Origin of the sequence: Exiguobacterium sp. s50, assembly GCF_018618175.1 — a bacterium.
In the GTDB taxonomy this organism is placed as follows: Bacteria; Bacillota; Bacilli; order Exiguobacteriales; family Exiguobacteriaceae; genus Exiguobacterium; species Exiguobacterium chiriqhucha.
The window spans coordinates 420,631-441,247 of the sequence record NZ_JACSLP010000001.1; the positions used below are offsets into that span (position 1 = coordinate 420,631).

19 protein-coding genes are annotated in these 20,617 nt (G+C 52.4%); 7 read left to right on the top strand and 12 right to left on the bottom strand.

What is annotated here, in order from left to right; translation table 11 throughout:
- Nucleotides 1-40: 40 nt before the first annotated feature.
- The 7 genes from yugI to KNP68_RS02200 all read right to left on the bottom strand — a co-directional run bounded on the left by yugI (nt 41) and on the right by KNP68_RS02200 (nt 4,907).
- Entirely contained in the window at nt 41-433 is a 393-nt protein-coding gene (gene yugI / locus KNP68_RS02170; protein ID WP_016509788.1) for a S1 domain-containing post-transcriptional regulator GSP13, read from the bottom strand.
- Nucleotides 434-627: 194 nt separating this feature from the next.
- Nucleotides 628-1,872, bottom strand: a complete 1,245-nt coding sequence (locus KNP68_RS02175) for a lysine N(6)-hydroxylase/L-ornithine N(5)-oxygenase family protein (RefSeq protein WP_131471317.1) — start codon at nt 1,870-1,872, stop codon at nt 628-630.
- Nucleotides 1,873-1,930: 58 nt separating this feature from the next.
- Nucleotides 1,931-3,121: an aminotransferase gene (locus KNP68_RS02180; RefSeq protein ID WP_214714532.1), complete on the bottom strand. Its 1,191-nt coding sequence runs from the start codon at nt 3,119-3,121 to the stop codon at nt 1,931-1,933.
- Entirely contained in the window at nt 3,118-3,612 is a 495-nt protein-coding gene (locus KNP68_RS02185; RefSeq protein WP_021065542.1) for an Lrp/AsnC family transcriptional regulator, read from the bottom strand. Before KNP68_RS02185 ends, KNP68_RS02180 begins: the two co-directional genes overlap by 4 nt.
- 3 nt (nt 3,613-3,615) lie before the next feature.
- Nucleotides 3,616-4,416: a glycosyltransferase family 2 protein gene (locus tag KNP68_RS02190; protein ID WP_021065541.1), complete on the bottom strand. Its 801-nt coding sequence runs from the start codon at nt 4,414-4,416 to the stop codon at nt 3,616-3,618.
- Nucleotides 4,413-4,661: a NifU N-terminal domain-containing protein gene (locus KNP68_RS02195; RefSeq protein WP_021065540.1), complete on the bottom strand. Its 249-nt coding sequence runs from the start codon at nt 4,659-4,661 to the stop codon at nt 4,413-4,415. The genes KNP68_RS02190 and KNP68_RS02195 overlap by 4 nt, the downstream gene beginning before the upstream one ends.
- Nucleotides 4,662-4,673: 12 nt before the next feature.
- On the bottom strand, nt 4,674-4,907 hold the full coding sequence (locus KNP68_RS02200) for a DUF1871 family protein (RefSeq protein WP_131471319.1): 234 nt from the start codon (nt 4,905-4,907) through the stop codon (nt 4,674-4,676).
- A gap of 509 nt (nt 4,908-5,416) precedes the next feature.
- Between KNP68_RS02200 and KNP68_RS02205 the strand changes: the two genes are divergently transcribed.
- Genes KNP68_RS02205 through KNP68_RS02215 form a run of 3 tightly spaced genes read left to right on the top strand, consistent with a single transcriptional unit; the run spans nt 5,417 to nt 9,217 of the window.
- The gene (locus tag KNP68_RS02205; protein ID WP_131471320.1) at nt 5,417-7,684 is read left to right on the top strand and encodes a ribonucleoside-diphosphate reductase subunit alpha; all 2,268 of its coding nucleotides are present in this window, start codon (nt 5,417-5,419) and stop codon (nt 7,682-7,684) included.
- 29 nt (nt 7,685-7,713) lie between these two features.
- Entirely contained in the window at nt 7,714-8,220 is a 507-nt protein-coding gene (locus KNP68_RS02210; RefSeq protein ID WP_131471321.1) for a flavodoxin domain-containing protein, read from the top strand.
- Entirely contained in the window at nt 8,177-9,217 is a 1,041-nt protein-coding gene (locus KNP68_RS02215) for a ribonucleotide-diphosphate reductase subunit beta (protein ID WP_131471322.1), read from the top strand. The genes KNP68_RS02210 and KNP68_RS02215 overlap by 44 nt, the downstream gene beginning before the upstream one ends.
- 54 nt (nt 9,218-9,271) lie before the next feature.
- Here the strand turns inward: KNP68_RS02215 and KNP68_RS02220 are convergent, their stop codons facing one another.
- Both KNP68_RS02220 and KNP68_RS02225 read right to left on the bottom strand, forming a co-directional pair.
- Nucleotides 9,272-11,215, bottom strand: coding sequence for an N-acetylmuramoyl-L-alanine amidase (locus KNP68_RS02220; RefSeq protein ID WP_214756552.1), 1,944 nt, complete (start codon nt 11,213-11,215; stop codon nt 9,272-9,274).
- A 126-nt stretch (nt 11,216-11,341) separates the two neighbouring features.
- Entirely contained in the window at nt 11,342-12,130 is a 789-nt protein-coding gene (locus KNP68_RS02225) for a MazG nucleotide pyrophosphohydrolase domain-containing protein (protein ID WP_131473017.1), read from the bottom strand.
- 85 nt (nt 12,131-12,215) lie between these two features.
- On the opposite strand from KNP68_RS02225, the gene ytvI reads away from it, so the two are divergent.
- Nucleotides 12,216-13,343 (top strand): sporulation integral membrane protein YtvI, encoded by a 1,128-nt coding sequence (gene ytvI, locus KNP68_RS02230; protein WP_029595128.1) that lies wholly within the window; start codon nt 12,216-12,218, stop codon nt 13,341-13,343.
- Between the two features lie 4 nt (nt 13,344-13,347).
- Here the strand turns inward: ytvI and KNP68_RS02235 are convergent, their stop codons facing one another.
- Together KNP68_RS02235 and KNP68_RS02240 are read right to left on the bottom strand one after the other, a co-directional pair.
- Nucleotides 13,348-14,007, bottom strand: coding sequence for a DUF429 domain-containing protein (locus tag KNP68_RS02235; protein WP_058764053.1), 660 nt, complete (start codon nt 14,005-14,007; stop codon nt 13,348-13,350).
- Nucleotides 14,008-14,142: 135 nt separating this feature from the next.
- Nucleotides 14,143-15,585, bottom strand: a complete 1,443-nt coding sequence (locus tag KNP68_RS02240) for a leucyl aminopeptidase (RefSeq protein WP_131473016.1) — start codon at nt 15,583-15,585, stop codon at nt 14,143-14,145.
- 329 nt (nt 15,586-15,914) lie between these two features.
- Here KNP68_RS02240 and ptsP point away from each other — a divergent pair, with 329 nt between their 5' ends.
- Entirely contained in the window at nt 15,915-17,633 is a 1,719-nt protein-coding gene (ptsP, locus tag KNP68_RS02245; protein ID WP_021065530.1) for a phosphoenolpyruvate--protein phosphotransferase, read from the top strand.
- Nucleotides 17,634-17,678: 45 nt separating this feature from the next.
- Here ptsP and ptsG read toward each other — a convergent pair whose 3' ends face one another.
- Nucleotides 17,679-19,709 (bottom strand): glucose-specific PTS transporter subunit IIBC, encoded by a 2,031-nt coding sequence (ptsG, locus tag KNP68_RS02250; RefSeq protein ID WP_021065529.1) that lies wholly within the window; start codon nt 19,707-19,709, stop codon nt 17,679-17,681.
- Between the two features lie 190 nt (nt 19,710-19,899).
- Between ptsG and KNP68_RS02255 the strand changes: the two genes are divergently transcribed.
- Both KNP68_RS02255 and KNP68_RS15270 read left to right on the top strand, forming a co-directional pair.
- Complete coding sequence (locus KNP68_RS02255) at nt 19,900-20,217, top strand: helix-turn-helix domain-containing protein (protein WP_029596097.1); 318 nt, start codon at nt 19,900-19,902, stop codon at nt 20,215-20,217.
- A gap of 119 nt (nt 20,218-20,336) precedes the next feature.
- Nucleotides 20,337-20,617: IS3 family transposase (locus KNP68_RS15270; RefSeq protein WP_371819306.1), on the top strand; the 281-nt coding region annotated here is incomplete at its 3' end.

Consider the following 20,617-nt stretch of genomic DNA (forward strand, 5'->3'; position numbering starts at 1 on the left):
AAAAAAAGACGACCTGCACAGGGCAGGTCGTCTCAATCACTTACTTTTTGAAGTTCGTGTTTTTGATCCAGTCTTCGAGCTTGTCCTTGAGGACAGTGAAGCCTGGTGCTTCTTCTTGCTTGAAGTTTGAAGCTTCGTTGCGGCGTGGTGCGCCACGACGAGCTGGCTTAGCCGACTTCTCGCGTTTTGGAGCTTCTTGTGTCGCTTTCATTGAAAGCTTGATTTTCTTAGATGCTTCATCAACATCAAGAATTTTCACTTCAACTTCTTGACCGACTTGAACGTACTCGTTCACGTCTTTCACGTAGTCGTGTGAGATTTCAGAGATGTGGACAAGACCTTGAGTCTCGTCGTCGAGTGCGACGAACGCACCGAAAGGTTGGATTCCTGTTACTTTACCTTTTAAAACTTGATCTTTTTCGTATTTTGCCATTACAAACACTCCTATGCTAAATTCATCAACTTACTATAACATACTTTTTTCGATAAAGTGTACAAATTAGTAAAAAAGATTATTTGGGATTGTTTTTGTGTTTCAAAGTCGACGGGTCGGGTAAATACAAATCAAGCAAGACTTCAAGTATTCCCCCCTGATTCCGCTAGGCTAACGCCTAGCCCTTTTTTTGTTCAAAAACTTGTAAACGGTTGCTGCGCGGCCACATCAAACACCGTTTCCCCCATCATTTCATTCAACATGATTGCGTTTCGATACACTGCCATCCCCAAATTCGTCGCTGCCGGACCGTGCGAATGTTCTAAATTCGTATGGGTAAATAAACTTCCCGCCAACGTCGTCTTCGTCGCAATCTGATAGCGATTGTTGACACGCCACTGCTGCTCCGCCTCCCATTCGATGTCGAACCGTTCGACCCATGTCGGGATGCGCGGTCGATATCCGGTCGCCGCTACGACCGCATCATATTCACCCGTAAACGATTGCCCCGTATATTGTTGCGTCCCTTCGACAGTATAAACGATTTCGTGTGCGATGTGCTCGATTTCAATCTGAGTGTACAGGTTCGTCGCTTGATCACTTCCGTCCGCCGTCCGATGATACAAAAATCCATAAATCGCCCGAAGCGTCTCAGGATTGACCCCGTTCCGGAACCGCTCGAACGCTTTCCCGAGCTGCTCCCGCTCCGCATAGGGCAATTGATTGAAATAGTCGACATACGGCAAGCTGAAAATTTCCTCGCCGAGCTTACCGCTCTCTAGTGATTCGAACACATCCGAGCGCGTCACCCAATCGATGCGTTGGCGCATTTTATCGGACCGGGTCAATAAGTCGAGATACACTTCAGCCGCGCTTTGACCGCTACCGATGATGACGATGCGATCGGTTTCAAGCAAGCGCTCCCGCTCCATCCGATACGAACTCGTATGGACGACATCTTGGAAGGCGTCCGGGACAAGCGGTTCTGCTCCCGTACCAATGACGACGTGACGTGACGACAGCACCGTTTCCCCATCCGGTGTCTCGACCGTGACGAGAAACCTATCCGCCGCCGGACGGACATCGGTGACCCGGTGTGAGAACTTGATCGTGTCGAGCGAGGCGGCGACCGATTGTAAATACCGGTTGAACTCCGTCCGGGGAATTGTCGGGCTCTCCTGGACGATGAATGTCTGCAAGCGGCCGTTCTGTTTCAAATAGTTCAAATAACTGTGACGGTTCGTCGGATCGGCAAGCGTCACGAGATCATATAAGTAATGCGTCTGCATCGTCGCCGACTCGAGCAGCATGCCTTCGTGCCACTTGAAGTCGTCCTGTTCCTCAAAGCAGACACCCTTCAATGAAGTCGCTTCACTGAGCGCCATCAATCCGAGATTGTACGGCCCACAGCCGATTGCTACAAAATCCACTTGTTCCATTGGCTTCACCTCGCTCGTCTTTTCCCACCTATTATACCGCTAAAACGTAAACAGACCCTCATCGCTGAGAGTCTGTTGTTGTTGTTGTCGTCACCTCGAACTGTTTCATAAACCGATCGATGCGACGAATCGCTTCTTGTAACTGTTCGACCGACGTCGCGTAACTGGCACGGACGAAGCCTTCACCGCTCGCACCGAAGGCGTTGCCCGGTACGACCGCGACCCGTTCCTCGAGCAAGAGACGCTCGGCGAACTCTTCGCTCGTCAATCCGGTATGGCGAATCGATGGGAAGGCATAGAATGCGCCTCCCGGCACGTGCGTCGGTAATCCGGCGTCATTGAGGGCCTGGATGAAGTAGTTACGGCGCTGCCGATAGCTCTTCACCATCTTCGGTACATGTTGGTCGCGGCTACGGAGCGCCTCGAGACCGCCGAATTGGACGAGTGTCGGGGCACACATCATGCCGTACTGATGGACTTTGAGCATCTCTCGCGTCACGACTTCCGGCGCGCATGTGAAACCGAGCCGCCAGCCCGTCATCGCGAACGCCTTCGAGAACCCGTTGACGACAATCGTCCGCTCGCGCATATCGTGGAGCGTCGCGAAACTCGTGAACGGCTCATCGTAAGACAGCTCGGCATAAATCTCATCGCTGACGACCCAAAGATCGTGTTTCGTCGCGAGTTCCGCAATTTCGGTGAGCTCTTCGCCCGTCATCGTGGCCCCAGTCGGATTCGATGGGAAACAGAGGAGCATCGCCTTCGTCCGTTCGGTGATGGCCGCCTCGACATCGTCCCGGTTCAAACGGAACCCGTTCTCCGGACGACAGGCGACAGGAACGACCGTCCCGCCGGCGAGTTCGATGAGCGGTCCGTACGAGACGAAGGCCGGCTCGACGACGATGACCTCGTCACCCGGGTTGAGCAGCGCCCGGAACGCGATATCGAGCGCTTGCGAGGCGCCCGTCGTGACAATCAATTCCGTCGCCGGATCATACGTCGCCCCGAACCGGTCCGTCATGTAACTCGCGATTTCTTGTCGCAACTCGAGGAGTCCTGCGTTGGCGCTATAAGCCGTATAACCTTGCTCGAGCGCTGCATAGCTCGCCTCGCGCACATTCCATGGCGTGATGAAATCTGGCTCCCCCACCCCGAGAGAGACGACGTTTTCCATCGTTTGCGCCAAATCGAAGAAGCGGCGGATGCCGGACGGCTTCATCGAGACGACTTGTTGAGATAGTGACTTCATGGCGTGATGTTCAACCGTTTGTCTTCGACTTGTGGGGTGAACAAGATACCATCGTGTTTATACGTCTTCAGTTTGAAGTGCGTCGTCGTCGAGACGACCGAATCGAGCGGTGACAGTTTATCCGACACGAACGACGCGACGTCTTGGAGTGAGTTCGCCCGAATGACGACTTGCAAATCGTAAGCCCCTGACATTAAATAGAGCGCCGTCACTTCCGGGAAGCGATAAATCCGCTCGGCGACCTCGTCGAAGCCGCGGCCACGTTTCGGTGTGACTTTGACGTCGATGAACGCCGTGACGTCGTGCCGATTGATTTTTTGCCAGTTGACCATCGCCCGGAAACCGAGCAAAATTCCGTCCGCCTTGAACTTCTCGAGCATCGCCTCAACGGTCGCCTCGTCTGTCGCTAGCAAGTTCGCCAACAATTTCGTCTCGAGGTAGCCTTTCTCTTCGAGCAACTCGAGCAGTTCTAATTCTTTCGATGTGTACATAATTTATTCTCCTTCCGTTCTACCGGGGAACGCCCCTGTGAACGTTCTCTCTGTCTGTCTCACGTAGTCCCGTCGCTCGGCTTGAACGATATGGAAGTTTTTCATCTCCATATTGACGAGGCCGTGCTTGTGACAGAACCGATCAAAGTAACGACGACGCGTCTCATCTTGTTTGGCCGACAGATTGTCCGTGCCGTTGAACGCGTATAGCACGGTCGCGCGCGCGGGATGCCGAATCGTCCCGACTTCGCTGACACGTAGAATGAAATCCCAGTCCCAGTAGTTATAGACATCCTCGTCGAACGGTCCAATCGTCTCGTGGAGCTGTTTTCGATACAGCGTGCCGGACGGGATGAACGTCGAGTCTTGACGGAGTCGTTCCAAATCGAGGTCGTAGGCGAACGCCTCCCAGTCGGTGACGCGTCGGCGTCCGTCTTCCCATATGAAGCGGAACAGTTCCGCATCCGTGAAGACGAGGTCGGCCGCGCGGATGTCCTCGAGCGCCTGCTCGAGATGTGTCGGCATGAGCAGATCGTCATCGTCGAGCAACAAGACATACTCGCCGTTCGCCTCTTGCACGCCGAGATTGCGGGCTTTGACGTGATGGTTCTCGCCAAGTTCGATATAACGAATCGACAATCGATTCAAAAAAGGCGCCAAAAGATGCTGTTTTGGCGGCCCGTCATTATTGATTACAAGTACTTCGAACTGTTGAAACGTCTGGACGACCAGGCTTTCCAGCAGTTCGGTCAGTTCTGTCTCCCGTGAATAGACCGGGATGACGATGGAAACGAGCGGGTTCATCCGCGGTAAGCAGTTTCGACGTGTGGCAAGATTGTTTCCCAGCTCACGCCATTCTCTTTTGATACCGTGACGAAATCGCCATAAGCGAATACGCTCTCCACGCCTTCGATGGCGACGAGTTTCGCGAGAAGCGGTTGGTCCGTCTCTTCGCCAGCTTTTACGCTTTGGCTTTTCGCGCCGAAGACGTTCTCAGGAAGTGTGATTTTCATTGCATTTGGATTCGGTGTTGGATCGATACGTAACATCGTGGTTCCCCCTTATAAGTGACAAGATTCTGAAGACGCGAGTAAGTGTGCCGCCATGGCCCGTGTTTCCGATTCGGTCGGACAGTCGCCGAACGCGTCTGTCAAAATCCGGCGAATCGTTTCATCCAACTCATCGATCGTGTCGATGTGGATGAGCGCCAAGGCGATATTATCAAACTCTGGTCCATACGACCCAAGCCCGTAACCGAGTGGGTCCCATGCTAATAATAAGTCTTCTGCTCTCATTTGTTAAACCCTTCTTTTTACCTTGATTTCAAATCGTACTCCCTCAATCTACCTCACTTTTCAATCCGATGCTAGTGAGCGTTCGAATTTCCCTCGTTTTCAAAAACAAGCGACCACTATATATAGTAATGAATCAACAGTGAAAAGAAGCAGGATTTTCTCGAAAAATAACGAAGGCGACTGCCGAATGAGGTCGTTCGCTTCTCGATTGACCGCTTACATAAAAATGAATGTGCTGTCGTTTAACCGTCGCTCAAACTTTTTTCTATCTCAAATCTCATCTCAAATCGGATGACAGCGCCGTTTTTGAGTAAAAGTAATTCAAGCGTCTGCAGTTTGCCGAATGTCAAGATTTGAAAACTAAATATAGGTGATTTATGATTAAAAAGATAAAAAAACGTCAATATATAGTTAAAAGCTAAAAACGCTTTTAACTATATATTGACGCAATATAGGGTATTTCGAGTTATACCTTTATAATATCTACATCCGAAGAAGGAGTGATCGTTTTGACATCCCCTATCCACCACGAGACGCTGTTGGCTGCGACGCCAACGCTCGCTGACGTCTCGACATTGATCCAATCCCTTAAACAACGCTACCCACAGCTCAGTGTTGAACGATATGAAGAACGGGCCGTTCGGGCGCTCGAAGGAAAGACACTGACACAAGATGTAGTATATGAACTCTTGACGATGCACGCCCTCGACATGTTGCAGGCAGAAGAGCCGGACTGGACGTTCGTTGCCACTGAGATGTACTTAAACCGCCTCTATTTAGAAGCGGCACGAAACCGTGGCTATGACGCCTCGATGCGTTACGGTGCGCTCTATCCGATGATTGAGACGCTCACGACAAAAGGCATCTTCACGTCGGCCCTACTCGATACGTACTCAAAAGAAGACATTGCCTACTTGGAGACGTTGATTGACCCGTCACGCGACCGCATGTTCACTTACATCGGTCTCCGGACGTTGTCGGACCGTTATCTCGGCCGTGACCATGTCAAGAACCTATACGAGTTACCGCAAGAGCGGTTCATGGTCATCGCCATGACGCTCATGCAAAAAGAGAACGCCGACCAGCGCGTCAAGCTCGTCGAAGAAGCGTACTGGGCCCTCTCGAACCTCTATATGACAGTGGCCACTCCGACGCTCTCAAACGCCGGGAAATCATACGGACAGCTCAGCTCATGTTTCATCGACACGGTCGATGACTCGCTCCGTGGCATCTACGACTCGAACACGGACGTGGCCACGCTCTCGAAAGGCGGCGGCGGAATCGGTGTCTATCTCGGCAAAATCCGTTCACGCGGCAGTGACATCAAAGGATTCAAAGGCGTCTCAAGCGGCGCGCTCCCTTGGATGAAGCAGTTGAACAACACGGCCGTCTCGGTCGACCAGCTCGGCATGCGCCAAGGATCGATCGCCGTCTACCTCGACATTTGGCACAAGGACATCTTCGAGTTCCTCGACGCGAAATTGAATAACGGGGACGAGCGTCTCCGGACCCACGACTTGTTCACGGGCGTCTGTTTGCCAGACTTGTTCATGCGTACAGTCGAAGCCCGCGGCGACTGGCACTTGTTCGACCCGCACGAGATTCGGACGGTCATGGGCTTCAGCCTCGAAGACTTCTACGATGAGACAGAGAACGGCGGCTCGTTCACAGAGAAGTACATGGCGTGCGTCAATACGCCTGAACTGACTCGCGTCACGGTACCGGCCATCGACCTCGTCAAACGGTATATGCGCTCACAGCTCGAGACAGGAACACCTTACATGTTCTTCCGCGACGCCGTGAACCGCGCCAATCCAAACAAGCATGCCGGCATGATTTACAGTTCGAACCTCTGCTCAGAGATTGCGCAAAACATGTCGCCGACGACAATCGATGAAGAGTACACGGAAGATGGGAAAATCGTCATCACGAAGACGCCTGGCGACTTCGTCGTCTGTAACTTGAGCTCGATTGCCCTTGCCCGGGCCGTCAAAGCGGACGTCCTCGAGCGCCTAATCCCGATTCAAATGCGGATGCTCGACAACGTCATTGACTTGAACACGATCGAAGTACCGCAAGCGATGATCACGAACCAGAAATACCGCGCCGTCGGACTCGGTACGTTCGGCTGGCACCACTTGCTCGCACTGGAAGGCATCCGTTGGGAATCGGTCGATGCCGTCCAATATGCGGAGAAGCTGTACGAGAAAATCGCCTACTTGACGATTCAAGCATCGATGGAACTCGCCAAGGAAAAAGGTGCGTTCGGCGTCTTCGAAGGATCAGAATGGCACACAGGTGAGTACTTCAAACGTCGTAACTACCGTTCACACGATGAACTCGATTGGGACGGTCTTGCCGCAGCGGTCCACCAAAACGGTGTCCGTAACGCCTACATGATGGCGGTCGCTCCGAACTCGTCGACGGCCATCATCGCCGGTAGCACCGCGTCAATCGATCCGGTCTACAAGAAGGTCTATTCGGAAGAGAAGAAAAACTATAAGATTCCGGTCACGGTGCCTGATCTCAATCCGGAGACGAATTGGTTCTATAAATCAGCGTTCGAAGTCGATCAGCTCTGGAGCATCCGTCAAAACGCAGCGCGCCAGCGTCATATCGACCAAGCGATCAGCTTCAACCTGTACGTCAAAAACGACGTCAAAGCGACCGAGCTTCTCTCGATGCACCTCGAGGCATGGTCGCTTGGCATGAAATCAATCTACTACACACGTTCGACGACCGTTGAAGTCGACGAATGTGAATCGTGTGCTTCATAACGTCACGTAACAGAAAGGTGGGAACGACCATGCACATCGCCATCGTCTATAGTTCCATGAGCGGGAATACTGAAGAGGTCGCCGAATTGATTCAAGAGTCTCATGTCAATCGGGGCGACCGTGTCGTCTTGTTTGAAGCGGACCGCATCGGCCATCGCGAAGCCCGCTCCCTCGCCACATACGATCTCGTCTATTTCGGATCGTACACGTGGGCCGACGGCGTCTTGCCGGACGAGATGAAAGACACGTTCCGACTCGTCTTGAAGGAGCTCGACGTGCCGCTTCGCCAAGCCGCCGTGTTCGGGACCGGCGACAAGATGTTCGTCCATTTCTGTCGTGCGGTCGATGAAATGGCGTACCATCTTTCAAAATACGGGATTCCCCTCGCCGGTGAAACGTTGAAAATCGAGCAATCGCCGCGCAATCAACCGTACAACGTCCGTCATTGGGCCGAACGGTTGGCTAGAAACGCCGAAGAAGGAGTATATGTCCATGACCATTCAAAAGATCAAACTACTGTCGCCCAAACATCCTAACCGGGCGACAGCCATTATCGGAGGCGAGACGAGTTCTATCGTGAATTGGAACGACATTGCCTATCCACAGTTTTACACCATCTATAAGCAACTGCTCTCGAACTTCTGGATTCCAGATGAGATCTCGATGTCCAAAGACATGCAGCAATGGCCACAGTTGACAGAGCGCGAGCAAGACGCCTTCAAACGCATCATCGGTCTGTTGTCGATCCTTGACTCGGTGCAGACGCGTTACATCCTTGAGTCGTCGATGTTCTCATCGGACTCGTCAGTCCACGCCGTGCTCGCCGTTATCGCCCAGCAAGAAGTCGTCCATAACCAATCGTATAGCTACGTCCTCTCGAGCCTCGTCCCGCTCAGCGAACAAAATCGTATTTTCGATATCGCCAAGGACGACGAGATGGTCATGAAACGCAACCAATTCATCTTGGACTTATATGAGGACTTCCGCGCCGATCAAACGGCCGAGACGTTCGCCAAATCGCTCGTCGCCTCGATCATCCTCGAAGGCATCAACTTCTATTCCGGGTTCGCCTACTTCTACAACTTGGCGCGCCATCAGAAGATGGTCGGCACGTCGACGATGATCAGTTACATCCAGCGCGACGAGATGCAACACTCGTATTTCGTCAGCCAGTTGCTCCGGGCCGTCTTGACGGAGAACCCGGAGATTGACGCGGACGGCAGCTTCAGCCAGTTCGTCTATGATACGATGGCGGAAGCCGTCGACCTCGAAATCGAGTGGTGTGAGTATGTATTGCGCGACCTCGACGGACTCGACGTCAGCGAGATGCGCGACTACGTCAAATACCTCGCCAACAAACGTCTCCGTGTCATCGGCTTGAACGATCTGTATGAAGGGTTCAACGAGGATGTCATGCCTTGGATTCGCGCCTATTCAGACGACTCTCTGAATGCCACCAAATCTGACTTCTTCGAACAGAAATCACGCTCATACGCGAAAGTTACCGACGCTAACGGCTTCGACGACCTGTAAACACAAACTGCCCCGACTCACAATGAGTCGGGGCAGTTTTATCATGGATGAAGCTTAATGATAGGCGCGTACGTACTGGGCAATACCTTCGGCGACGCCTTCTGCCATCCGCTGGCGTGAAGCGTCACTTCGTAAGTGCCCGACGTCCTGAGGTGATGAGATAAAGCCAAGTTCGACGAGGGCCGATGGCATCGTATTATAACTAATGACATAATAGTTCGCCGTCTTGACGCCACGGTTCGTCATCCCTGACATTTTACCCATTAAGTTGGACTGGATATTCGTCGCGAGCACTCGGCTCTTGGTACTGTGGGCCGAATAGGATGAATAGAACGTTTCAACACCCTTGGCCGCTGGCGTCGTCGCCGCGTTCGTGTGCAGGCTGACGAACAAGTTGCCGCGAAGCGTCTTAGCGGTCTGAACGCGTTGATCGAGCGTCAAATAGACGTCCGTCGAGCGCGTCAACCGGACTTGATACCCGTATTTCGAACGAAGATATGTCTCGACCCGCTTCGACACGTCGAGGACGACCGTCTTCTCATAGAGCGAGCCGTTGACCGCACCAGGGTCACGCCCACCATGTCCCGCATCGAGGACGATGACGGCACCGCTCGTTGCATTCGGTTTGAGCGTCATCGCGTAAGCCGTCGAGATATAGCCGTCGCGGCCATTGTACTTAATTTTATAGAAACCGTTCGCTGAACCGTAATGGTCGACTTGGGTCCCGTGTGCGAGCCGACCGAGGACTGTCGAACTCGCCGAGGCGCTTGCCCGGACGTTCAAGACGTCTCCCGGCGTATTCGTATATACTTTCCCTTTTGGCGTGGCCGCAGGAGCGGCCGGGGCCTTACCAGCTGTCAGCCAAGACGTCGGTGTATAGAACGTCTCCGTTCCGATATAGACGACCGACCAGCTCGCATTGTGTTTGCTGTAAGTCACGGTCGTATACTTTGGCAACACGCGAGCGACCGGTGACGACTGAAGCGTCTTCTTGTACAGGTTCGCATTCCGATTCGCATAGCCCTGTGCTTTTTGAACGACCGGCGGCTTCGCTACCGGCGGTTTTGCCACCGGAGGCGCACCCGTCGTGATTCCGACGGTCGGCGTGTAGTACGTCTCGTTACCGATATAGACGACCGACCAGCTCGTGTTGTATTTGCTCGAGATGAGCTTCGACTTGATCGGCAGTACTTTCAACACCGTCGAACGTTGATTGCGCTGCCCGAACAATTTCAACTCCCGGTTGGCGTAGCCATCCGTTTTCACCACTGCCGGCTTTGTCGTCACCGAAGGAGTAGCGGGTGCACCCGCTGTAATCCAGGCCGTCGGCGTGAAGAACGTCTCACTGCCGAGATAAACGATTGACCAGCTCGCATTGTACTTGCTCGAGACGACTTTCGAGTTGACCGGTAATACTTTCAATACTGTCGACTTTTGATTCCGTTCACCGAACAGCTTCAACGCCCGGTTCGCATAACCGTCTTGTTTCGTCACGGTCGGCGTCGATGTGACGACTTTCGGCGCAATATACGCTTTGGCCGCATAATACGTTTTGCCACCGATATACACTTTTGCCCAAGACGAGTTGTGGACCGCATATTGGACGGTCGTGCCTTTCTTGAACGTCCGATAGACAGTCGCTTTGCTATGGGCGGACACACGGATATTCAAGTTGACCGTGGTCACGCCTGTCGAAGTGGCCGCTTGCTTCGTTACGGTCGAAGATGGTGTAGCGATTCGCTTGATATACTGTGCTGAAGCATAATACGTACGACTGTTTAAATATATTTTGCTCCACTCTTTGTTATAAGTTACATATTTTACTTTTGTTCCCTTTTTTAGCGTTTGAATCAATTTCCCGTTCGTGCTCGGTGTAGCGCGCACATTCAGATTGACAGTTGTTTCTCCTTCCAAAGTAGCCGCTTCAGCTGACGGTATTTGGATTGAAAACAACAAGACAATCATGATGAGGGCAAGTTTAAAAAGCTTCATATTCATCCAAAATATTCCTTTCTTCTACGCGCATCGCAACTGACAACACCTTCATAATAGCACATTGCTTTTATTAAAAAAGTAAATATTTGAAAAAACGATGAATACTTTTTACAAAAAAAGGGAATGTTTTTACCCTTGTTTTCGAACAATCAAGAACGAATCGGCACCATGCCGCTCGGTCTCGACCACGAAAGAGTCCGGGAGCTGGAAAGCTGCAGTCAACGAGCCGTTTGTTTGGAGCGGAGGCTCTGGCTGACGGATCACGAATCCATCAAGCCCTTCCACTTCGGCAATTTTTAAAAATCGCGTCAAATGCCCTTCTCGCTCTCTATATCGGCTCGCCTCCTCGAAAGGTTTAGCCGCCACCCCACCCCAATACCGTCCTTGGACGTGTTCCGAATAGACGCGGACCGACGCTTCCGTGATCGGGTCCGGGGTATGGTCGAAACGTCCGAAGTCCCGGGATGACTTGTCTTCGATGAGTGAGCCAATCGCTGCATATAAATCAAAGTCGTTTTGGGACGCAAGGTCGAGGACCGCTCGTTGGACAGCCTCGATATGTCGCTGCAACGAACCCGGCGTCGCGGACGCCTTCAGTTTTTTGTCCCCTTCATAGGCGTTTAAAATCCGTCCGACTTCCCCGGCCTCACGAACGAGCCGATAGTACGTCTTGTCCTGCGCCCCCTGACCATTTCCAGCCTCTTGACGCTGAAGCGTGATGGCGTACTGGTTCGCCAGACACGTCGAAATGACGAACACGTCCATCAGTTCTTCCCGTAGCGCCGACTGGTCGTTCGCATACAATGCTCCGCCGACTTCACCGACTTCTTCTAGCAGTCGGGCCAACCCCGATAGTGGCCGCCAATAGCCACCTAAATGAATAATCATTTGATCGATTCGTCGTTGTAATTCCTTCATATTTAATCACCCATCCATCCTCTTTATTTACCGCCTGCGTGGTATACTATGCTCAATCAAATTGTTAGGAAAGGGGCTATGCATCTTGTCGCCAGCCAGACTATGGCAATTACTTCGTTTCCTGCTCGTCATTATCGGCCTCGTCTTCGTCATCTGGGGACTGAGTGTCCTCTTCACGTACACGTATCCATTCGTGTTCGCTCTCTTGTTATCCTTGTTGACGGTCCCGCTCGTCAATTGGTTCGAGCGTGAGACCAAGTTACCACGCGCCCTCGGCACACTCGTTTCTTTGTTGATTGTCATGAGCGTCGTCAGCGGAATCATCGCCATCGTCGTGACGCAACTCATTCGCTACTTGACGATTGCCGCCGAAAAACTGCCTGCCCAGATTGAAACGTTCACCGAATACATACAACGCCTATTCAATGAAAAACTCGCCCCGTTGGTCAACGATGCGTACGACAGCATCCAACGGCTGAACCCCGAACAGGCGAACTCGCTCGAAGGCGGTATCACCGAAATCGGTGTCCAACTCGGCGCCGCGATCGGCGTCTTGTCCCGAGGTGTCGCCGGCTTGTTGCAGGACATCTTGAGCGCGTTGCCGCTCGTCTTGCTCTTGTTCATCGTCATCGTGCTCGCCTGGTTCTTCATCACGAAAGACTGGCCGGACTATATGAAGTCCATCGCTCGCTTGAATGAACGAAAAGGCTTCAAGGAGTTCGAGCTCGTCATGACGAATTTACGCTCGGCGCTGTTCGGTTACGTCCGCGCGCAATTGACGCTCATCTCGATCACGTTCGGAATCGTCTTAATCGGCATGTTCATCCTTCGTGTCGACAATCCGTTCTCGTTCGCCCTGCTCGCGGCCATCTTTGACTTGTTGCCGTACCTCGGTGTCGGAACGCTGTTATTGCCGTGGGCCGCCTATGCCGCCGTCACGGGCGAATGGTTCCTCGCGATCGGGCTCGTCGTCCTCTATATCGTCGTTATCGTGCAACGCAATCTGGCCGAACCGAAAATCGTCGGCTCTCACATCGGCCTCGACCCGCTCGCCGCCCTCATCTCGATTTTTGTCGGGCTCCAGCTGTTCGGGGTACTCGGCTTCATTTTAGGGCCGGTATTGGCCGTCCTGCTCAAAGCCCTCTATAACGCCCAAGTGTTCCACTATATGTGGAAGTTCGTCATCGGGCCGACGACACCAAAAGAGCGATGACACGTCATCGCTCTTTTGTCTTCGGTACCGCCACGAACGGTGCCCCTTCAGTTTGGTCCGGATGCGTCACCATCCCGGTCGTGCCCGCCTCATAGGCGGCAACGGCCAAAATACAGGCGTCGATGATATCATCGACTTGCACGTTCGACATCTTCCATTTCCATGGCGAGCTGTTCGAATAACGGCGCAACAACTCGATCCGTTCGAGCTCTCCCGCCTCGGTCTTCTTGCTGAAGGCCGCCTCGTTCCCCGTCATGACGGCAAAACACACCTCAGGATGCGACTCGTAGACATCCGCATCCGTGATCGTTTGAAACTCACGGATACGCGGTACCAAGTTCCACGCCTGTTTACTGATCCCTTTTCCGACCAGTTCCCGGCTCTTCGCATTCGCCTCGGCATAGGACGCCTCCATGAGCACGTCTTGAATCGGCGGCGTGAAGATGGACGACTTCCGCTGCTTCAGTTGTGACCGCATCCAGGCATCACACGACCGGTCCGGCGCATCAATCGTCGCCAAGTCTTTCGGCATGTCGACAAAATGAACCGCCCCTTCAATCAATAAATCTTCCAACTTTTCTGAGATGGTCAAACAGAGCGAGATGCTGTCGTACGTGATTCGTACCCAGCTCCCGCGCGCGCCATCAATTCCTACTCCGACCACGTCGTCCCTCCTGCATCAAAAACAATATTCCGAGCACCGCACATAAGACGGTGACTCCTAACAACCATTGACTCGGCCAAGCCGTGTATCCGAGTCCGGAGACGACGGCTAAGCCAATCAATAACAATCCTGACTTCAACGTTTCCACTCTTCGAGCATCAATGCGAGCGTGCGCACCATGACCCCAGTCGGTCCTTTTGGTCCGAGATCGCTTGCCGCCGAACGTTCACTCGTCCCGGCGATATCGAGGTGGAGCCAAGGCGTGTCGCCGACAAACTCACCGACGAACGCGCCACCAAAGATCATATGCCCATAACGGCCCGGCGAATTGTTCAAATCTGCGACTTCTGATTTCCGGACTTGTTTAATGAAGACGTCGAAGTATGGCATTTGCCAGACGAGTTCATTCGTCTCTCGGCTCGCAGCTTCTAAGGCGCCGTAGAGCGACGCATCGTTCGTCAGGCAACCAGTCACTTCTGTGCCGAGCGCGACGAGCACACCGCCCGTTAGCGTCGCCACATCGATGATGGCTTGAGGTTCATACGTCTTGGCAAAGGTGACAGCGTCGGCGAGGACAAGACGACCTTCCGCGTCGGTATTGAGCACTTCAATCGTCTTCCCGCTCATCGCTGTGATGACATCATCCGGTTTGAACGCGTCCCCCGAAATCATGTTGTCCGTCGATGGGATGACGCCGATGACGTTCACGTTCGGTTTCGTCGTCGCAAGCGTCTCGAATAGGCCGAGCACGGTCGCCGCGCCCCCCATGTCGCCTTTCATACCGACGATGCCGTCTTTCGGCTTGATTGAGTAACCACCCGTATCAAACGTGATTCCTTTTCCGACGACGGCGACGGGCGCTGCATCGCCTGCACCGTGGTATTCGAGGACAATCAATTTCGGCGGGATGGTCGACCCTTGATTGACGGCGAGCAGTGCACCCATCCCGAGCGCCTCCATCTCTTCCTTTTCCAAGACGCGATGGCTGAATCCATGACGTTCGGCTAATTCGACCGCATAGTCCGCGAGTGTTTCCGACGTCAAAATATTGGCCGGCATCATCGTGAGCGTCCGTGCGACATTGACACCGCGTCCGTAAGCGGCACCCGTCAACGCTTCTTCCTCTACACCAGCACCGAGCAACGTGATCGTCACGTCTGACTTCGCCGGCTTCGGTTCAGATTTGTATGTAGGGTGCTCATATGTCGCCATTTCATACGCTTCGGCAAACAGTTTCGCCGTGTTCGGTCCGAACGTGTCGAGCGCGACCGCGACGTTCGTGAAGGCGCGTGCTTTAATTTGTTTCGCGACTTTACCGAACCAATTGCGCACGTTCTCAGGCGTATTCTCGTTGCGTTGTCCGAGACCGACGAATAGGATGCGTTTGACCGTTCCTTCGAACGTCGGGACGATGGACACTTCCCCTGTTTTCGTCGAGATGTCCGACGCTTGGATGAGCGACTTGACGCGCCCGTTAAACAACGTATCGAGGCCTTCGTCAATCGTGTCGGCCGCACCGATTCCGACGACGATCGTGTCGTATGAACCGTTCCAATCTAAATCCTTCACTTGATACATGTTTGCCACTTCCCTTCTTTATATATGGTTAGCATAACGAACTTCGGCGAAATAATGAAACAGTATGCGTAAGAGTCATGAATTCTTCGAATTCAGGCGTTAACTCCTCGTTGTGACGATGATTTATTTTATGATAGGATAAGAAAGTACGCAATCAGGCATCCCTCACTGTTGAGGCGAGGCCATTTTGTTCGGTCGAGGCTTCCCCTAGTAGTAGACCGTTGCTACTTTAATCTTCCAGGTTTTCGTTAGTTCCTTTTTCATTTCGGGTAAGAACTAACGAGATAACATTGGAAACCACTATTTCTTTGAAGAGAGGGACTACGCTTATGTCACACATTAAAGGTATTGGCGCATCTGCAGGAATCGCAGTTGCGAAAGCATTCGTCATGGAGACACCTTCATTCGACATCCCGACAAACAAAATCGAGGACGTAGCAGCTGAGAAAGCCCGTTTCCAAGCGGCCATCGCTCAGTCAAAAACAGAACTCGAAGAAATCCGTCAAATCACGCTTCGTGAGCTCGGTGAAGACAAGGCAGAGATTTTCTCGGCTCACTTGCTCATCGTCGAGGATCCTGAGATCGTCTCACAAGTGAACGACAAAATTGAAAGCGAACACATGAACGCTGCGAAGGCGCTCGATGAAGTCGCTCAAATGATGGTCATGATCTTTGAATCGATGGATAACGAGTACATGCGTGAGCGCGCAGCAGACGTTCGTGACGTCACGAAACGTGTCATGGCGCACATTCTCGGTGTCACGTTCATGACGCCAGCCTCAATCTCAGAAGAAGTCATCATCATCGCTGAAGATTTGACGCCGTCTGATACAGCTCAGCTCAACCGTAAGTACGTCAAAGGATTCGCGACAAACATCGGTGGACGTACATCTCACTCGGCAATCATGTCTCGTTCACTCGAGATCCCTGCCGTCGTCGGTACAAAAGTAGCACTTGAAGAAATCAAAAATGGCGATCTCGTCGTCATCGACGGGACAGAGGGCGACGTGTTCGTCAACCCGTCTGAAGAACTCGTCAACGAATATAACGAAAAACGCGCTGCATTCGAAGCGTATAAAGAAGAGTTGAAACAACTCGTCAACGAAGAGTCGATCACAGCCGACGGCCACAAGGTCAAACTTGCAGCGAACATCGGTACACCGAACGACCTCGAAGGCGTATTGAAAAACGGCGCTGACGCCATCGGTCTTTACCGGACTGAGTTCCTCTACATGGACTCGGAAACGTTCCCGACGGAAGAAGAGCAGTATACAGCTTATAAAGCAGTCATCGAAGGTATGGACGGCAAACAAGTCGTCATCCGTACGCTCGATATCGGTGGAGATAAAGAATTGTCTTACCTCGACCTTCCAAAAGAGATGAACCCGTTCCTCGGCTATCGTGCGATTCGCCTTTGCCTCGAAGAGACGGACTTGTTCCGCACACAGCTTCGCGCGCTTCTCCGTGCCTCAGCGCACGGTGACCTCGCCATCATGTTCCCAATGATCGCGACGCTTGAAGAGTTCCGTGCTGCGAAAGCCATCTTGCTTGAAGAAGAAGCGAAGTTGAAGACAGAAGGAATTGCTGTCGGTAACTACGAAACTGGGATGATGGTCGAGATTCCATCGACTGCCGTCATGGCGAAGCAATTCGCGAAAGAAGTCGACTTCTTCTCAGTCGGCACGAACGACTTGATTCAATACACGATGGCAGCGGACCGCATGAACGAGAAAGTCTCGTACTTGTACCAACCGTTCAACCCGGCCATCTTGAACTTGCTCCACAACGTCATCACAGAAGCACACAAAGCCGGTAAATGGGTCGGTATGTGTGGAGAGATGGCTGGAGAAGAGCTTGCGATTCCAATCCTGCTCGGACTCGGTCTTGACGAATTCTCGATGTCGGCTTCAAGCGTCCTTCGCGCACGTAGCCTCGTGAAGCGTTTGACGAAGTCGGAAACAGAAGCAATCGTCAACGACGTCCTCAACATGGATACAGCTGAAGAAGTCGTGAACTTCCTCAGTGAAAAATTCGATATTAAGAAGTAACACAAAAAAAAGAAGTTCTCGCGGTTGCGAGAGCTTCTTTTTTGTTTACTCGGCTCCTTTGTCATCCGTTCTGAAGTCGAGCGCTTCCCCGGCGACGACCGTCTCTCCGAATGGGACGACGACGATTTTGCCGTCTCCGTTCGTCCAGATGATCGGCGTGATGAGCGATGGGACTTTGTCACGAATCAAGTTGAGATCGACATCGAGCAAGACGTCCCCTGCTTCGACCCGGTCGCCTTCTTTCACTTTGGCGACGAAGCCCTCCCCTTTCAGGTTGACCGTGTCGAGTCCGACGTGGATGAGAATCTCTCGTCCGTCGTCCGCTAGTAGGCCGATTGCATGTTTCGTCGGGAAGAACGTGGTGATTTGACCGGTGACCGGCGCAACGACTTGTCCCGAGCTCGGCTCGATGGCAAATCCTTCACCCATCATCCGGCCCGAGAAGACTTGGTCCGGCACATCGTCAAGCGATAAGATGACACCCGACATCGGGGCAAGGAATCGATGGTCGGCATGTTCAGCCGCTTCCGGTGTGATGACAGCTTTTTCTTTCGGTTTATATTCGCCGCCTTCGATGATGGCCGCGATTTGCGATTTGAGCGTATCCGATTTCGGACCGAAGATGGCTTGAATGTTATCCCCGACCTCGAGCACTCCGGCCGCTCCCAAATCTTTCAGCAAGTCTTTATCGACTTGTTTGACATCGTTCACAGTGACACGCAAGCGTGTGATACAAGCATCGAGGTGTTTGATGTTATCCGGTCCACCGAGTCCAACGAGCACCTCATACGGTAAATCATCTCCGACGACGGCGCGGGCGCCTTTGCCTTCGGCGACGGTTTCACGTCCCGGTACTTTCAAGTCGAACTTCGTGATTGCGAAACGGAACCCAAAGTAATAGATGACCGCGAAAACGAGACCGACTGGAATGACGAGCCACCAGGCTGTCCGGTTCGGCAACACCCCGAACAAGAGATAGTCGATGAGTCCGCCCGAGAATGTCATCCCGATTTTAACATTGAGCAAGTGCATGGTCATAAAGGAAAGTCCAGCGAAGACGGCATGAATACCAAAGAGAAGAGGTGCAACGAAGACGAACGAGAATTCAACCGGCTCGGTGATTCCCGTCAAGAATGAAGTGAGGGCTGCTGAGAAGTAAAGTCCTTCAACGTCTTTGCGACGTTCTTTCGGGACAGTATGGAACATGGCGAGACAAGCGGCAGGTAATCCGAACATCATGAACGGGAATTTGCCGGTCATATACGTACCGGCTGTAAATTCGACCCCGTCACGAAGCTGGGCGAAGAAGATCCGTTGGTCCCCTTGGACGAGATCCCCCGCTTGGTTCGTATATTCCCCGAACTGGAACCAAAACGGAGAGTACCAGATGTGATGCAGACCGAACGGGATTAGTGAACGTTCGACCAAACCGAAGACGAAGGCGGAGACCGCGACGTTCGCTTCAATGATCGTGCTCGAGAACGTGTTGATCGCTGAACCGATTGGCGGCCAAATATAGGCGAGGGCAATCCCGATCAATAAGCTGAACGCGGCGGTCGCGATTGGCACGAATCGTTTCCCTGCAAAGAACCCTAAGAAATCCGGCAACTTGATGTTGAAGTACTTGTTGTACGCGAATGCGGCAATCAAACCGGCAATGATACCCCCGAATACCCCCATTTGGAGCGTCGGAATCCCGAGTACCGTGGCATAGGCCGGGTCTCCTTGAGCTATTTCCGCGGTAATACCGTTCCACGTGCTGATAACCTTGTTCATAATCAAATAACCAACGATAGCTGCTAACCCGGCAACACCGTCCCCGTTGGCTAGCCCGATGGCGACACCGACGGCGAACAGAAGACCTAGATTGGCAAACACGATATCCCCGGCATCTGTCATAACTTGCCAGACGAGGACGAGTGAATCGTTTGCCAAGAAAGGTAAGAGCGAAACGAGATCAGGGTTTTGGAACGCGGTACCAAATGCGAGTAATAGACCGGCTGCCGGTAGAATCGCAACCGGAAGCATGAGTGCCTTCCCGATTCGCTGCAAAACACCAAACACTTTCTTCCACACCATGGTTCCCTCCTTTTGTCAGAATACTTACTTTTCCCCATCTGCCAGTAGGCTGAAACCGTTTCACCCATACAAAAAAAGCCAACCCATAATGGATTGGCTTTGGGCTAACCTAAATTTTTGAGACAATATAAAAACACCTTCGCAGTGGTACACTTTAAAAAAGTGCTAGCATCGGAGGTGTTTTTGCGTGGGCAAAAACGTATATTCAAGTGAAGTGAAATGGGCAGTGGTGAAAGACAAACTGAGCGGTGAGTTGACGAATAGAGAAATCATGGAGAAACACGGAATCAAAAGTGAATCCCAAATCCACACATGGATGAGATGGTATCGGTCCAATGAAATCTATCGATTCGACCAGCCAATCGGGAAGCAATACACCTACGGACTCGGTCCTGATTCCGCCAGCGAGGATGACAAGAAAGAGCGTCAACTATCTCACCTGAAGACGGAGAACGAAATCTTAAAAAAATTCATGGAGATCGAAAGAGAGTTGAGAAAGAAGTAGCCCTAAAGACTGTAGAGCTCCTGAAGAGGAAATATACGATCACGACGATCCTACGTGTCCTGGACGTGCCACGGGCAACCTATTACCGTTGGGCCAGAGAACCGGTGAAGCACCCTTCGGTGCTAGAGCAAACAATCGTCGCAGTATGTAAGCTTACAAATTATCGATATGGACATCGAAAGATAAAGGCCCTGTTAGAGCAAACCTATGAATTGGCAGCAAACCGGAACACCGTACAGAGAATCATGAAGAAGCACCATCTCCAGTGTCGGATCAAACCCAAACGAAAATGGAAGTCTCAGGGTGAGAGCATCGTCATCGCCCCTGACCTTCTCAAGCGAGACTTCACTGCCAGTAGACCGAATAAGAAGTGGGTGACGGACATCACCTACATCCAATA